Source organism: cyanobacterium endosymbiont of Rhopalodia gibberula, assembly GCF_003574135.1.
Classification (GTDB): Bacteria; Cyanobacteriota; Cyanobacteriia; order Cyanobacteriales; family Microcystaceae; genus Rippkaea.
In genome coordinates, this window is record NZ_AP018341.1 from 653,816 (window position 1) to 669,586 (window position 15,771).

The 15,771-nt window shown below is 30.7% G+C and carries 10 protein-coding genes; 5 read left to right on the forward strand and 5 right to left on the reverse strand.

Annotated elements, in window-relative coordinates:
* Positions 1-269: 269 nt before the first annotated feature.
* Entirely contained in the window at positions 270-881 is a 612-nt protein-coding gene (locus tag RGRSB_RS02015) for a hypothetical protein (protein WP_119259614.1), read from the forward strand.
* A gap of 290 nt (positions 882-1,171) precedes the next feature.
* Entirely contained in the window at positions 1,172-1,264 is a 93-nt protein-coding gene (locus tag RGRSB_RS11250; RefSeq protein ID WP_476723609.1) for a hypothetical protein, read from the forward strand.
* Positions 1,265-1,440: 176 nt separating this feature from the next.
* Here RGRSB_RS11250 and RGRSB_RS02020 read toward each other — a convergent pair whose 3' ends face one another.
* Both RGRSB_RS02020 and RGRSB_RS02025 read right to left on the reverse strand, forming a co-directional pair.
* Positions 1,441-2,340: a 3'(2'),5'-bisphosphate nucleotidase CysQ family protein gene (locus tag RGRSB_RS02020; protein ID WP_119259615.1), complete on the reverse strand. Its 900-nt coding sequence runs from the start codon at positions 2,338-2,340 to the stop codon at positions 1,441-1,443.
* The gene (locus RGRSB_RS02025; protein ID WP_232014554.1) at positions 2,327-2,746 is read right to left on the reverse strand and encodes a tetratricopeptide repeat protein; all 420 of its coding nucleotides are present in this window, start codon (positions 2,744-2,746) and stop codon (positions 2,327-2,329) included. The genes RGRSB_RS02020 and RGRSB_RS02025 overlap by 14 nt, the downstream gene beginning before the upstream one ends.
* A 1,986-nt stretch (positions 2,747-4,732) precedes the next feature.
* On the opposite strand from RGRSB_RS02025, the gene gcvH reads away from it, so the two are divergent.
* Positions 4,733-5,128, forward strand: a complete 396-nt coding sequence (gene gcvH / locus RGRSB_RS02030; RefSeq protein WP_119259617.1) for a glycine cleavage system protein GcvH — start codon at positions 4,733-4,735, stop codon at positions 5,126-5,128.
* 1,429 nt (positions 5,129-6,557) lie between these two features.
* On the opposite strand, the gene RGRSB_RS02040 is transcribed toward gcvH, so the two are convergent.
* The gene (locus tag RGRSB_RS02040; RefSeq protein WP_119259618.1) at positions 6,558-7,727 is read right to left on the reverse strand and encodes an S-layer homology domain-containing protein; all 1,170 of its coding nucleotides are present in this window, start codon (positions 7,725-7,727) and stop codon (positions 6,558-6,560) included.
* Between the two features lie 4,251 nt (positions 7,728-11,978).
* Between RGRSB_RS02040 and RGRSB_RS02045 the strand changes: the two genes are divergently transcribed.
* Both RGRSB_RS02045 and rpiA read left to right on the forward strand, forming a co-directional pair.
* Positions 11,979-12,443, forward strand: a complete 465-nt coding sequence (locus RGRSB_RS02045) for an RNA recognition motif domain-containing protein (protein ID WP_119259619.1) — start codon at positions 11,979-11,981, stop codon at positions 12,441-12,443.
* A 122-nt stretch (positions 12,444-12,565) separates the two neighbouring features.
* A complete protein-coding gene (gene rpiA, locus RGRSB_RS02050; protein ID WP_119259620.1) occupies positions 12,566-13,276 on the forward strand; it encodes a ribose-5-phosphate isomerase RpiA in 711 nt (236 codons plus the stop codon).
* A gap of 1,060 nt (positions 13,277-14,336) precedes the next feature.
* Here the strand turns inward: rpiA and RGRSB_RS10400 are convergent.
* The gene (locus RGRSB_RS10400) at positions 14,337-14,687 is read right to left on the reverse strand and encodes a DUF3370 family protein (protein WP_269460805.1); all 351 of its coding nucleotides are present in this window, start codon (positions 14,685-14,687) and stop codon (positions 14,337-14,339) included.
* Positions 14,684-14,755, reverse strand: coding sequence for a hypothetical protein (locus tag RGRSB_RS10685; protein WP_269460806.1), 72 nt, complete (start codon positions 14,753-14,755; stop codon positions 14,684-14,686). Before RGRSB_RS10685 ends, RGRSB_RS10400 begins: the two co-directional genes overlap by 4 nt.
* Between the last annotated feature and the right edge of the window lie 1,016 nt (positions 14,756-15,771).

The window sequence follows — 15,771 nt, forward strand, 5'->3', positions numbered from 1 at the left end:
GACACTATATCTATAGTAGTTAGTTAAAACCATAGTCTCAACTTTAGAGGGTATATAACAATTCTTACAAAGATTTATCTCCTATTGAGAATAATCTCAGTAAGAATTATTAAATTTTTTTAAAAAAAATACCCACTAGACTGAAGCTGACCCCAGCCGACAGTCAACTTCATTACAATAAACAATGATTATGCGATAAGCCCGAAGACTGAAGATACAATCTTTTGGGTCTGAGGGTGTGAGAAGATTAATTAAAGATTTTATTACTCATGGATACAGCTCGAATTCCCCAGCTTAAAAAATTGACATACGGTTTACATCAATGGTTCCCAAAACGAGTTTCTGACAGTCAACTTTGGTTGTTTTTCGTCATTCCCATTGTTGTAAGTTTTCCTTCGGTGAGTGTTTCCCAAAGTTTAGGAACTCTGCCCCCTCCCCCTCTTCTTCGAGTTCCTGAAAATGCAGTTCCTAATACTTCTACTGAACCAAGTTCTGAATTTAATAGTTTTATTCCAGTTGAGGTAGCTCCAGCCAAACCTATGTCCCCTATGAGCGTTCGTGAATATACTTTTCAAGCCCCCACTAGCCCCCCGTCTTCTGTCCTCATTACCCCTGTCCCCCCTAAAAGCTCGGCTTCATCTTCCCAATCAAACAAGACTCCTAGTCTCTATCGGGTAGAGGTTGTTGGTAGAAATACATCGGTTTTATCTCAGGTTCAAACTGTGGAGCCTCTCGCGTTTATTCGTCAAAGTGAAGGGGTTATTCATGCAGGGATATTTAAGCAATCCCAACAAGCTCAAAAACGGGTTGTTGAATTGCAGCGCAAAGGGCTATCTGCAAGTGTCGTTCGAGTTTATGAAAGTAAGGAACGACGTAATTAGATAGGTAAAAATCGCAAATAAGCAGTCAATATATTGTTGAATTAATCGTGCTAGAGGTCAATTTCCATTAACCTTTAGTACAACTCGCCGATGGAAATATAACTGAAAAAGATTGAAGTCTTAGCGGTTTTTAGTTTATTTAACAAATCATAGGAACCTCAATAGAATACATGTTAACCTTAATTTCTCTACGTTAATTTTTTTTGTAAGTATTTACTGTACTTATTTATATGAATAAATAAAAGTTGAATTAAAAAAGTAAAAACAATAATGCTGAGCTTTTTATTATCTTGTTCTTTATTAATTTGATCGTCGCCGCAGTAATCATGACCATAGCTCATTTTCATAGTGAACCAACTAAACCTATCCACGAGAGAAAATAGCCTTCTGAGTCCTTTGAAATCTTGTTTAAATCCATATCCTGATAAAGGAATAAGCTACAGAGCTCGTTCCCTTGTCTTTAACATTAATGTCTATGGTAGTCAAAATCTATCAATTAGCTAAAACCTGTAGAGGTCAAAAGCTGTTAACCGCTATTAACTTTTTCAAGTGAAAATTATTACTGCTTATCAATTTTAGCTAATAATTTGATAGCTTCCTGGCATAGAAGTTCATGACAATGACCATTACTGGCTATCAGTCCTCCCCATTGTTTAACATCTCCCTTGTTATAGGTTAGGGGTGTGCCATCAAAATTAGTGAATTTTCCTCCTGCTTCTATAAGTATCAACTCAGGAGCAGCGAAGTCCCAATCTTTAGGAGCAGACTTACCAGATAAAGAAACATAAACATCAGATTTTTGTTCAAGAATAGTAGAAATCTTTACCCCAACACTCCCCATATAGTTACAATCTTTCAACGGTAAACTATTGATCAATTTCTGAAAACGATCATCACGATGGGTTCGACTTACCACTAAGAATAAGTTCTCCATTTGATTGCGTCCTGAAACCCGAATAGGTTTAACTATTCCGTCAGGAGTTTCGACAAAAGTCCCCTGATGTTTAGCTGCGAAATATAATTTTTCAGCTTCAGGAATACCAACTACGGAAACAACAGGATGACCTTTATAAACTAGGGCAATATGTAAAGCATATTCCCCAGTTTTATCAATAAAATCTCTAGTGCCATCAAGAGGATCAATAATCCACACCCAGTCTTGATGGATAGGATCAGATTCTTGGTAAGTTTCTTCACTAAGATAACCAAAACTATCAGTATCAAAAACTTCTTGTAATTTCTCTAAAATATAGTGGTTGGCAGCCAAATCAGCCACAGTAACTGGTCCATCTTTTTTGTCTTGATTAACTCCTAGATTTCCTTGATTGGCTTCTCCTCGGTAGTAAGAACGAAGGATTTCAGCAGCTCCCCAAGCAACAGAGCGAACAACATCCAAAATTTCTTTTAAATTTTTTGTTTGTGTAGTTTCCAAAATATCCTCAACTTTACTTTTTGTCATTTTTAATTGTAAGAGGATGCCCTACCTGTCTTAAAAGTTTTTTAGTTTCTTGATAAAGAAAAGAATTTACCTGTTTTTTAAATAATTCCGCCGCCGTTTGTAGATCTCTAATAGCTCCAGGTTGATTATTTAAGACTAGACAAACTTTAGCTCTTTCGAGGTAGACTTCAGCTAATTCATTATCTAGACGTAAGGCATAGTTAAAATCAGCGATTGCTTGGGAATAGTCGTTGATTTTACTATAGGCAATGCCTCGATTGTAGTAGGCTTCTGTATCGTAAACATTAATGCGAATCACTTGAGTAAAATCTGCAATTGCCCCTTGATAATCCCCTTTAATCCCTTTTTCCATACCTCGAATCAAGATTTCTTCAAGGTTATGAACATCATTGAACTGTTGACTCAAAAAACAAACTTTCTGGAAAGAACTATAAAGAATACTATGTCCTTGCATAAAGGGTAAAACAATCAAGATCCCAAGATAGTTAAAATAAAATAAATTTATGATCATCAGGGTATGAAAGACAGTTTTTTATATGTAATGTTGAATACTTATGATTTTTAGCACATCTGGGAATTCTTAGAAAAAATAGACTGTTTAATCAAAATGAATTTTCTCCATACTCCTCTTTAAGGACATTGAGCAATTTACCCAATTTCTTTTTAGTAGCTAATTGATCGAGTCAGGTTACATTAATATAACTCAAATGCAGCAGGTATTGATTGAATCTCGAAATCTAGATCGCCTGTTTACAACATTCCTTGAATAGAGTGACTAGCAATCTATTCTACCTGACTTAATGTGACAAAATTGAAAGTTCATCAGAGGTAGGGGTTTCCTTGGCAGTGGCTATGATAAATTATAGTAATATTAATGTCCAAAATAATTTAGTAAAAGAATTATAATTAATGATTTGGTAACGTTAGGAACCTGTATGAATAGAAATAAAATAAAAAATAACTTAAAAATATATTAAGTAACGCAAATAATTTAGATTTTTTCTGATTTTTTCAAAGAAAAAAAGAATAAAAATAAATTCATAACCCTTAATTTTTAAGAAAAACTTTACCGCTATTCGAATTATTCTATTAATTAATAAAATTTACAATAAGGTTTTTTTAAAAAAGTTAATTTAACTAAAAATTAACCTGAAAAACAAAAGTTTATTATCAGTTACCGTCAAGAGCTAAAAAGAAGCCCAAAATAACTATAGCATGATACAAAAACAGTGGAATAGCTTTTAAAGACAATATTTATACATTCTCTAACTGTTTTAAAATTTAGGTAACATCTGTTCGAGCTAATCTGATTGTAAGATATTATCAGTTTTGTTTAAATTTAGAAAATTAGGTAAAAAATACTACAGTTCATATCCAGCTTCTTCTAAAAGTTTTTTCTTATAAAGAGTTACATTATTCACAATAACGATATATCTTGATTCTATTCTAAAAGCTAATTTTTTAAATAGTTAAGATTTCAATATGTTTTTACTGCTGGTCATCTTAACACTTATAAAGTGAAAAAAATAAAAAAGCTATTTTTTTCACTTTAAGCTTATCTGATTGAAACCCACTATAAACAATTTTAAAAAACTTCTGATTTCCTTGACCTAAAAATTTTAATAACCCAAACAGGCTATTGACTTTACTTTTTCTTTTTCTGGTAATTTTAACTTTAAAGTTAAAATTATTTGTGCAGCTTTGAATAAGGTACAGAACTGGGAATAATTTGAAGATGATATTGACATTAGTAGAGAAATGAACTTAGCTAAATTTTCAGCTTATATTGGTCTTAATCAAGAAATAAAGCTAATTCTTTTATCTATAAATAATTAACTAATCTAGGAGATTAAGAACTCCTGGATCAAAAACTTCAATTTATTTAGAAAATTATCGTGGAGTATTTTTTACATTAAGAGAGGTTAACAAGTAGTTAGGAATTCAATCCTTTTTAGATAATATCTTAACTTTTTATAAAGTAGATTTTGAAGAAATTGTATGGTATATCAACGCAACATAATATATAAAATATTTTACGGTAAACTACAACAGGAAAAAAGATAAATCGCTGAAAAACTGTAGTTTACCAAAACTATCCTAGTAAATGCTTTTTCTGCAGAGGTTTTTTAAAGAAATTTCGTATTTCTTCTCAAGAAAGCTTATTTATTAGTCTTTCTCATGAAAAGGGACTGACGTTCTTCTATTTATAAAATAAGAAAGTGTTGACCAAAGTATATCCATGAGAAACCGCAGATGATTGCAGATTTCTAAGAGCAGTTTGTATCTTATGCTACAAATTACAAGATTTATCTTAAAATTTGTAACAATAATTCTATCTCCTTCAGCATTAGCGGTGTTAAACTTACGTTTGCTGTGAATTTGAGAATAAAAAATGGACTTGGAATATCCCGATGATCTAAGATACTTAGACTCCCATGAATACATTCGTTTAGATGGGGAAATTGCTACTATTGGCATTAGTGCTTATGCGATAGAACAACTTGGAGATATAGTGTTTTTGGAATTACCCGAAGTAGGAGATTCCATAGAGGTTGGAGAAGTTTTTGGGGCAATTGAATCAGTAAAAGCGGCTGAGGATCTCTATCCTCCCGTATCAGGAACTGTAGTAGATCGCAATGAACAGATGGTTGAAACTCCTGAACAGATCGCTGATGACCCGTACGGAGATGGGTGGTTACTCAAAGTTCGGGTTGAAAACCTTGATGATCATTTGGACAATACTTTATCTGCTAGTGAATATCAAGCTCAAGTAGAAGGAGAAGAATAACATTATTGATATGTTACTTTGCTATAAATGAACCAAAACAAAGGTGTTCTCGTTGTAGAGAACACCTTAAAATCAACTTGGAATGTTTGCTATAAATGATAGAAGCTGTCAAAGCTGTGGGGATTTGCTCACCACTAGCTAAATCTAAGGGGGAGTTGTGAGCGTCGCGCTATTACATTATTTTCATTCTTCCAATTCCTGCACGGTTTAAGATATTAGTCTAGATACTCATCGTATAATTTTAAGAATCAAATACTGATTGGTCGAAATTAAATCAATTTAAAGTTAAAATCCATTATGTTTACTTCCATAGTTATTAACCAGATACTAATGACAGGCTATGCTCCTAAAAAAAATAAGTGTAAATTGCAGCTATTATTAAATAATATATATTGAAAGATTAAGTGAACAAAATAACTGTTAATAGTCATACTATTATAGTTTTCTTTTTCTTATTTGAATTTGTAATTATATTTCTGAGACTCAGAATAAAAAACGATATTGTACCACTAAATATACCGGCGACTCCCAACAAATAAAATTGGTGTATCAAGATATTATATTTTGATTGAAACACAACCATAAAACTAGAAGTTCCACAGCGAAGGATCCTCACTAATTAGGATAGAGAAGAAAAACGGTGGTTGTCGTAGAAATATATATACTATAAGTCATAAAAATTCAAGAAGCTATCTCTAAACGGTTAATAGAGTTCTCATTGTTTTTACCTTTAACAAAAAATTCCAATCTGAGAATAGAAAATTACTAACGAACAGAGATTTTATTTGTACAGCAACTCATCAAAGGAGGTTATTTACCAAATGTAATAAAAATGCAATCTAATAGTTTTAAATAAAGAGATAACGGCTTCAGAAATAATATTATTTCTCTTAAGAAAAGAAACTGCTACAATTTTGCTGAAACTATCAATATCCACAGTCAAATAAAGAGTGTTTTAGCTAATAAAAATTGCAATAAAAGTAATAATAAAACAAATAATTGTAGTGGAAATAGTGAGAATAAAAATAACATTAAACAAATCGATATATAGATATTTATTAGTGCTAGTAACCAACTAATAAAATTGTTTATATAAAAATATATTTTCTCTAGTTTATAAAGTTATTACGAGAAAATAATTGCTTCATCACAACATTTAAAATCTGTAATTTAGCAATAAATACGTTGTCCGAATCTCTACTCTAAAGTAGATTTATTTCTTTAGTCTATGATCAACTATTTTCCCTTTTTTGTAAAAAAAATTTTTTTATAACTATGTTCTTTATTGTTACTTTAATAATTTAAAACGGTTGATTAAATTTTAAACTCAACTATATTTACTTGAATTTTATCAAAGATAAAAGTGATTTTTATCGAAAAACTACTTTCCAATGTAGAGTTTATAAACTGCTATTTTATTTTACTTCTGTTAACTATTTCCCGTTCGCTTTAAAACATCTTCGGCTGATAGACCATCCCCTTGATAACCAAAGTACCATAAGGCGGCTGCGGCTTGAGCGCGAGTTACAGTTTTTTTAGGTTGAAACAACATTGTATAACCAAAGACACGGCGGACGTTCCCCTGTTCTCCATTTTGGAAATCAGCATATAATCCCCGTAATCCTATAGGACCAATTTGAGTAGTATCTTGAAATCCCCAAGTTTCTTTAATCCCATCAATAGAAGCTTTAGGTAGACTTCTACCCATGTCTAAAGGGACTTTCCAAGTAATTAAATCAGACCGTGTTAAAAATTCATCAGGACGGAATAAGAAAGTGTTACTGTCTCCTGTAAGATGCGAAGAAACTAACCCTGCCTCGGCTAATCCTTGAATTACGGGAAAATCAGCGTCATTTGAAGGAACATCATTAAAAGCCGGTTTAGCATTTTTTAACCCTAAACGGATTTGTTGCTCAGGGGAATCTTGATAAAATTTATTTTTAGCCTTGACTAACCATCGTGCATATTCTCGACGAGTAATCGGTTCATTAGGGTGAAATTGGTTATTTTCTTTAGCGGTTAAAATACCCAAGTTTGCTACGTCTTGAACATAGGGACGTAAAGCTTCAGGAACTTGATTAAGATCAGAAAAATTAGCAGGTTTACTAGTAACAGTTGAAAACTGGTTAGACGAACCATTATTTAATTGAGTGGTATCAGCCTGTTTATATTCAAGGGTGAATTCTGTTGTTGATTTTCTAGGGAATAGAGACAGTCTAATTTTTAGATTATCTTTTTGAGCAACTAATGAACTTTCTTCAGAGTTAGACGAAAAAGGCTGAATAATTTCCCATTTTTGTAACTTTAATTGCTGTCGATAAAAATTCTTAATTTCCTCAGTAGGTTTATCAGTTTTCCAACTAGCTGCCCCATTATTTTCTGTGATTTCTTGAGTTATTTCTTGTAAAGTAGCTTGGGGATATTGGGGGATTTCTGAGGGAAAATTATTCGGAAGTTTAATGGTTGAATTTTGGTGAGTTTCTAAATTTTTTGTGAATTTAGGATTTGCAGAAAATCGACCTTCCAACCCCTCGATTCCACTACACGCTGTTAATAGTCCTATTAAGGAAATCAAAATACTGTAACGTATCACAACCATAAGCCTAGACAATACCTCAAGAATGAAGAGTTCGTCTATCTAGACTAACGCATTGCAGCAAAAGTAGAGGAAGTAGATATTATGTTCCTTATAAATATCTAAAATCAAATTATTATTTTTTATTTTAAATATTAATGTTATTACAAAGCAAGCAACAAAATAAGTAGACAATTTTAAATAAAGTTAAAGAAAAATGAATTACTTTATATCTCTATATCTACTGAAATAGAGATATCGTCATATTATTTTAATATATTTCTATTATAGATAATATAAGATTATTTGTTTTACTTTATGATACTATTTTATTTAAGCGAATAAATTTTACTATATTTTAGGTATTTTTTTTATTAAAAATTATGTTTTTTGAAATTTAGGTAATCTTTTATGTTATGCTGAAAGGCAAATTATTATTACTCATAATGTTTCTTGTTTTTTTATAAAAAATCTTTTCTACTTCACTAGAAACTTTTTTTATCCTCTTATATTTAAATATATATTTATACTTTTGTTCTCATTCTATAGAATATTTTTGGATACGAGTCAACCTTAAGAATTTCTACTATCCTAATTGTGTTAGCTATAATTTTCCTAATTAGAAATAATGAATATCTAGTGAGTACTCCTTTTAACTACTTTTCTATTTTGTACTTATTTTAAATTTATTAACTTACTCAATTAATATTGGAGTCAACCCATTCTAATAAAGTAATCTTAGTTATTAACTTTTAATTATTAGTAAATACAAAAAAATCTTTTTTTCTTTTAACATATTTATTAACCTACTAAATAAATAAACTATAGCTAGCCTAAAAAAGCTATGATAAGCTCATAATAATAAAAATAAAATCATTAATTAATAGAGTTGCTAAAGCTTCAATAATTTTTTTAAAAAAAGTTATAGGAGAAGTATTGTAAGTTATTAATTACTCTAGAATAGATTTAAACATAAATAGAATTGATATTTAAATTTGTATTAAAATCCTATAAAATAGGATTTTAATCACTAATAAAGTAGCCAATATCTCTCTAAAGAGTAATTTTACTAAACTTTATATATTAAATTATAAATACAAAAAAATAATCTTTAATATTTTTTCTTTAAAAGAAATTAAAATGTACTTATTTCTTGTCTTAATTTATATTAATATTTATTGTGTTATTTTTTAAATAAAATTTAATAAAAACCTAATAATAAACAATTTTTAAATTTAAAATAAAGTATAAATATAACTAATAAAAACTTATATTTTTTGTAATTTAATTAATAAAAAATTATATCAAAAAATGAATTAACTGTTACAAGATTGCCTTGGGTATAAAAAGGTTTTTACTTTGAAATAAACATTTTTCATATATCATATAATTAATACATAAATAAATTCACATAACAGTTAGCTTAAAAAAAAACCTAAAAATATAACTAAAACAAATGAAGTAAATGAACAAAACATAGAAACAATATTTAAATATTTTACCTACCCCAAAAAAATATATATAAAAACTTAAAGTTTTAAGCCGTTCACAATTAATAAAATTCCACTAAGTGAAGTACAACAACATTATTATCTAATGTTAATAGATTTAGACCAAATAAAGAAGTAAATATAGAAATTATACAAACATAAAAATCTAAATAAATAGTGAAATAAATAGAATTTTAGAAAAAGAAATCTTGACTAAAATTAAAGTAATTAGTTTATATATTTAGTAACTGTATAAGAATAAAATTAATAAATTTTTAAATAAATTATTACTTTAAAATAAAATGGCATGAAATATATTTAGGTAATTAAACATTAACTCATTTAATGAGATTTTTTTAAAAAATTTTAAATAAGAAGTCAAACAGCTTAAAATACCAGTGAACAATAAAACCTCTTTTCAGGTTTTTATTAAGGGAAAAAAGCTAAAATAAACCAGAAATATAGAATTTAGCTAGTTATCTTAAAACTATACCAATTAGCTGATTGGTATAAAAAAATAGGCGTTGGATTAAAAAAATTACTGTTTATTTTAATTAACAAATAAATCAAGATAGAGTAGACGGCGTTGATAATTAATTGAAGTCAATAAAAAAAGAGCCTATTAATTCAGGAATTTTGTCAATTATTAACTGCAATTTTTGTTGAAATTAACATTTCAACAATTAATTATATATCGTAAGTTTAGTTGTTTCGAAATAAGGTGAATAAATTCTAGTTTAGATATTTTAATAGTAAATTATGATTATCTTTAAAAGACACTTGTATTTAAGATATAAAACTATTTATCAATTAGCTTTTTACATTTTATTAATTTTTATTAAATAAGAAAATTATTAAACATTAAAAAGTTAAAAAAAAACTTATTGATTGTATCAAAAAATAATAAAACCTAGTAGTCAAATTTAACAATTTAATGAGTTTTTTTAATTAAAAACCTGGATTATTGCTCACTTTATTTAAGTCTTAAACATCTTAATAAGAGATAATAAAATGATATATTTTTTGTATTTTTTCTTAAAACTTTAACTTTTCTGAAGTGTTTTAAACAAGCGATTTTTCTATATTTTAAAATATTCAACCAACTGGTACTCTTTTTTGTTGATTGAAAATTATCAATTTTTAGCTATATCTATCATTAAATCTAATATCTCAGATGAGCGATCACAGCCTAAAAATTTAGATTTAGCTATCTAAACTGCTATTTTGATAATTTCTTTTTTTTATTAGCTTTCTACTTTTTATTTTCAACGCTCAAACAATCACCTTACATTTTAGTACACCTCATATTTAAGTTCATCTGTTAAGGTGTGACTCTTACCTCCACAATCAGATTATTTGTTTTAAGTTCGACATGAGAATCTTATTTAGAGAACTAGAAAAAGTTAGAAGTCGAAAAAACTATAACTCCAACCTTTTAACTTTATAAAAATCTTTTTACCGCCTTGAAGAAGCACTCAGATGCAATTACTGAATTTTTTAGTAAAACACCGGCTTTTTCCGATACTGAAGACAGATTAGGAAAAGAACCTTCCCCCAACCCGACTCTAATTATATCTTTTGTCTATTGCTGTCTATATATTTTCTTCTATCTCTATAAGAGAATTCACACTATATCTAAATATATTTTAGGAAAAAATATTTAGATATTCAATTAATTTACAGGAAGTTTTTTATGTGGTTATTTCTATTTGAAGATTTTAGAAAAAAACTTCTACCATGAATAGAAAATAATATTTCTACACCTGTTATATGTCCTTTATCAAAATTAAAATAGTTGGAAATAGGTTTGACCTGAAACAAAAATTTTTTAAATTCCTACTCACTATACTAGATAGTTAGAATCAGATCCTAAATGATAGGATATCACATAATCAACCCTTACATGGTACTTAACAAATAGTTAACAACTTATTTTCACTCTAAACCTTGAAATTTGTTCCGCAAACACTGAATCTACAACAGTCATTGTAACCACAACTTAAAAGCATTTGCGTTCATAGTTAACTTCTTCGTTTAAAGACTATGTTACTGACAACATTTGTCTTAATCATTAGTAGCTATAACGCCTACGTCAGAAATTACAAAGCTTATTCTTAGTTCATTTAAACCGCTTTATTTTACATCTACTTCATCTCAAACTGTTGCGTTAAGCTAAAATCAGAAGATGTTGACTTTATACAGACTTCTTAAAAAAAGTAAAAACTTCATTTATACTACCCCAATGAAGTTAATCTCTCATAAGATAAAGCAATGTAACAAAAGCTTAATAAAATGTCTGGCTTATAGGTTTTTAACTTCATGAATTTTTAGCTTTGATAGTTTTTTGTACCAAATCAATAACCTCTATAAGTCGATGAAACGCGTACACAACATTATTTTTGGCAAGACCTTTTTCCAAAATTTACTCAGCATGAACAAAATATATAAGTAAATCTACTCAAAAAATCAGAAAGTTTGAATAACTTTCTTTCAAATCATTTAACGAATACTGTAAACAATCTGTAATAATCTAAAAGGGCAGTGTATTTTAAAGTCCCTATTCATTGGCAGAACTGTTCAAGATTGAAACAAAATCGTCAGTGATCACCCCATCAGCACAGTTAGAGGTAAGGCAATTTTGACGGCACGAGCCAATATGACTAGCAAAAATCTGGTTTTTTTGGAAATGCGTCTCTGGAAAATCTCTACGTAAGTCATATTCGATATGGCTGATCAGTGCTAAACCAATGAGTTTTTTCTAAACCAATCAATGGAGGTATATCCCATGCCCATTCGCTTATATGTCGGTAACTTACCCAAAGAACCTATCGAACGCCAAGCTTTGCAAGAAATGTTTGCTGATGCTGGTGAAATTATGTCCACCAAAGTAATTAAAGATCGCAAAACGGGGAAATGTCGAGGGTTTGCTTTTGTCACTGTAGCCACAGATGAATTGGCCGATGCGTTTATTGAGAAATATAACGGTCAACCTTTCATGGACAGTTCTCTCAAGATTGAAAAAGCCCTACCAAGAGCTAAAAACATAGGCAAAGAAGAAAAACAAGAGGAAAAGTTTACCCAAACTTCGGCTCCAGCTCCAAAATCATTAGCGAAAAAAGGTGGTGCAAAAAAACGGTCTCGTGCTCAAGGCAGTGGTAGTAGTCCCTCTGGCGATAGCTTTCAACCTGATCCTCGTTGGGCTGATGAATTAGCTAAGCTTAAAGAAATGCTGGCTACTTCATCTAATTAGAAGAATGCTAGGGTAAAGGGTGGGTTTATAAACAATGATTGATTAAGTAATTACTCATCCTCTATTCTTGAGGTTGAAATCTAAAGACCCAGACAAATAGTCTGCTGTTAAGGAGTTTAGCCATGTCAATAACTAATGATCCTGTTGTGCTCATGAAACAAGAGGTGGGAAAAGCCGCTGTTGCCCGTGTTCAATCTGATTCCATTGTCGGGTTAGGAACGGGCTCGACGACGGCCTATGCTATTCAATACATTGGAGAACGCCTCAAATCAGGAGATTTGAAAAATATTGTTGGGGTGACGACTTCTTTTCAAGGAGAAGTTCTAGCCAGAAAATACAATATTCCCCTAACTACCCTTGATGTGATTGATCACATTGACATTGCAATTGATGGCGCCGATGAAGTTGATCCGCATAAAAATTTAATTAAGGGAGGTGGCGCTGCTCACACTCAAGAAAAAATAGTAGACAGCTTAGCCAAATTTTTTATTGTGGTAATTGATAGTAATAAACTAGTAGATAAATTGGGCTCAACTTGTCTGTTACCTGTGGAAGTAATCCCCAAAGCGGTAACTCCTGTTATGCGTCAATTAAAACGACTGGGAGGAAAACCAGAACTACGAATGGCAATCAAAAAAGCCGGACCTGTGGTTACAGATCAGGGAAATTTAGTTATTGATGTCAAATTTGAAGAGATTAACAATCCAGACGCCTTAGAAGTTACCATTAACAATATTCCAGGGGTACTAGAAAACGGTTTGTTTGTTGGGATAACTGACGCAGTCTTAGTAGGGGAAATTATCAACGGTAAGCCGATAGTACGAGAACTATAAACTATAGCTGTTTTTTCCTAATTAATATCGATCCCCCCGTTTCTCACAAACGAGGGGATCTGTGCCACCTGACTGTTTTTTGGTTTGTGTCAAGACAATCGTATTTAATAAAATTAGTGTGTTATGGAGAATAAACAGTAAAAACTGTAAAAAAATATTTATCCCCGATTTGAGTACATAAGAACCAAAAGACTTCTAATTCAAATAATGACTCTGTACATCTTGAAAGAGATAAGAATTGTAAACATCAAATAATCCTGCAACTTAGCTACGAATAGTGCCTATAGTCAATATTCCTTGAATAAGATAGCCATCATCAAAAACCAGTAGAAACGTCAGCAGTTCTGTTATAGCCAACTAAGCTCAGCAACTTCAGGAATATGACAAACAGCTAACAATTATAATTGATTCTACCCTTAACAACAACAGAGGGGTCATGAAGCCCAACGATGCAGTTAACAAAGTAAGTTAGACACAATGATAATCTTCGAATAAACAAAACATGCTTCAGTTCAACTAAACGAATCGTATTTACTTTTCTTTTATAAAAAAGTAATCCTTTTGTCCAGAACGTAATACCGAAATATCTTTAATTTTTATTAAAAATCTTGGTGGATATATCAAATGATGAGCTCGAATCATGGCTCATGGTATGTCCAATGACATTCATAAAATCCAGTATAAAATTTATAGACGCTCATGGTATAGAATCGATTTCATCTAAGCTATATTATCTTTAATAGAGATAATATAGCTTTTTAGTCAAAAAAACACCTTCTTTGTTCTGTGTTTCCTATTGCTTTGAACTATTCCCTGTTTTCACAGTCAACACTTGAGGGAGAGTAACATCAGGGGAATAGAGAAAGTTTATCCTGACCAGTTTCCATAGTTAGGGACGAATCGTTTGTTTTACAAAGGGTTTGCCAAATTTACATTTGCTCAAGATAACGTACGCTAATTAGTCCTTGAAAAAAGACCTGTCAAGTAGGGAAGAAAGGAAACTTAACCTTCCAATTAGTTTATTCAGTTGAATGGAAACTTGTAGTATAATTGTAACTGTTTAGATTTCTGAAGTGGAATTATACAAAGGGAGTGTCAGGCTGTACTGTATTCCATAATTACCATAAGCTTGATAAGCGGTGTTGAGATAATGGACTAACATAGGAGCGCTTTGCACTTGCTTAGTACCTAGAGTTCCTCCTTGTAGGGAGCATAATGGGTAAGAGATAGCTGAACTTTTAAGAGGAATGGTTAACCCATTTCCTTGATTTGTCAGTCTTCCTTGCCAGATAGAGCCTAAAGAGACACCTGCTATTCGACCATAAATAATGGGTTCAATCTCAGGGCGAGTAGCAGGGCAGTCACGGGAAAGGAAGTCACTAAATTTCCATTTTGTAGAACTGTTTTCTATTCTTGTAAAGTAGGTGGTCGTTCTTCTCCGTTTTTATCAAGAGGAGCAAATTTTGCTAAACTCGCCATATAGACATTACCATTAGTCTCAAGACGAACATAATGTAGATCGTCCGTTTAAAAGAGGATCGAGATCTTTAACGGGAATAGGCAAATTCATTCACATTCGACTTTGCCTTCCATGAAGGATCAAATAAGGAGAAAAAATCTCCTCGATGTTACCTTCTGTCTTTTTATAGTTATCAGTTAAGTTAGTCCTAGATTAGGATAGTAATGTCTTGATGATTGTTTGTATAGCGCTAATGGTTAAGTATTTCCAGTAGACTCAACTTGTTGATTTACAACTGGTAGCTCTAGCAATTAGTATCCTGACAAGAATACTTTTGATCAGCACATTAGCCTCTAGAATTACTAAATTAAGTTTAAAAATTTAACTCTAACCAGACTTATAGACTTTATTTCTAGGAAATGGCTTACGTTAGTTACTGATGAAGTTTTCTATCAAACTATATCTGAGAGTCTAATGTATAACTCGATCACATAGGGTTAATTAAGGTTCTATGTCAAGGGAAATATAGCCCAAAGTATAGTCAAGATCAAAAAAGTGGTAAAACCATCTCCCGAGACTTATGGCTAAACTAGTGTCGCTAAGGTTTTTATCCTGATATACTTCTCTTGCTCCCGGAGAAATTTTTTTTGATGTTACCCCCTAAAAACTTGAAGATCATCTCAAATTTATTAAACATTAGGGATTAACTTTTATTAGCCTTAATTTACTTCTATTAAGATCTACAAGAAAACATTTATGTGCCTAATAAACTCATCTTACTAGACTTTGATGATGCTTATTAGGGTAATCTTTCATATATTCTCTTACTAAGACACTACAGTTATTCTGCTGTGTTCTTACTGTATTTCAAGAAAATAAAAGATAAAATAAAACAAGCTGATTAAACCCGGCTATAACTTCGAGAAATGGCTAACAATTTGTTAGTAACTATTGCTTTTTATACTACCAGTCATTCTCCCTAATTTAAGGAATTTGTCAGATAATCAACTATTTCGGACGTTAATAAACTCTAAAT

Excerpts from the sequence above, each read along its gene's own strand:
- RGRSB_RS02040 (WP_119259618.1), bottom strand. The coding sequence starts at position 7,727 with ATGGTTGTGATACGTTACAGTATTTTGATTTCCTTAATAGGACTATTA.
- RGRSB_RS02045 (WP_119259619.1), top strand. The coding sequence starts at position 11,979 with ATGCCCATTCGCTTATATGTCGGTAACTTACCCAAAGAACCTATCGAA.
- RGRSB_RS02015 (WP_119259614.1), top strand. The coding sequence starts at position 270 with ATGGATACAGCTCGAATTCCCCAGCTTAAAAAATTGACATACGGTTTA.
- rpiA (WP_119259620.1), top strand. The coding sequence starts at position 12,566 with ATGTCAATAACTAATGATCCTGTTGTGCTCATGAAACAAGAGGTGGGA.
- RGRSB_RS02020 (WP_119259615.1), bottom strand. The coding sequence starts at position 2,340 with ATGACAAAAAGTAAAGTTGAGGATATTTTGGAAACTACACAAACAAAA.
- gcvH (WP_119259617.1), top strand. The coding sequence starts at position 4,733 with ATGGACTTGGAATATCCCGATGATCTAAGATACTTAGACTCCCATGAA.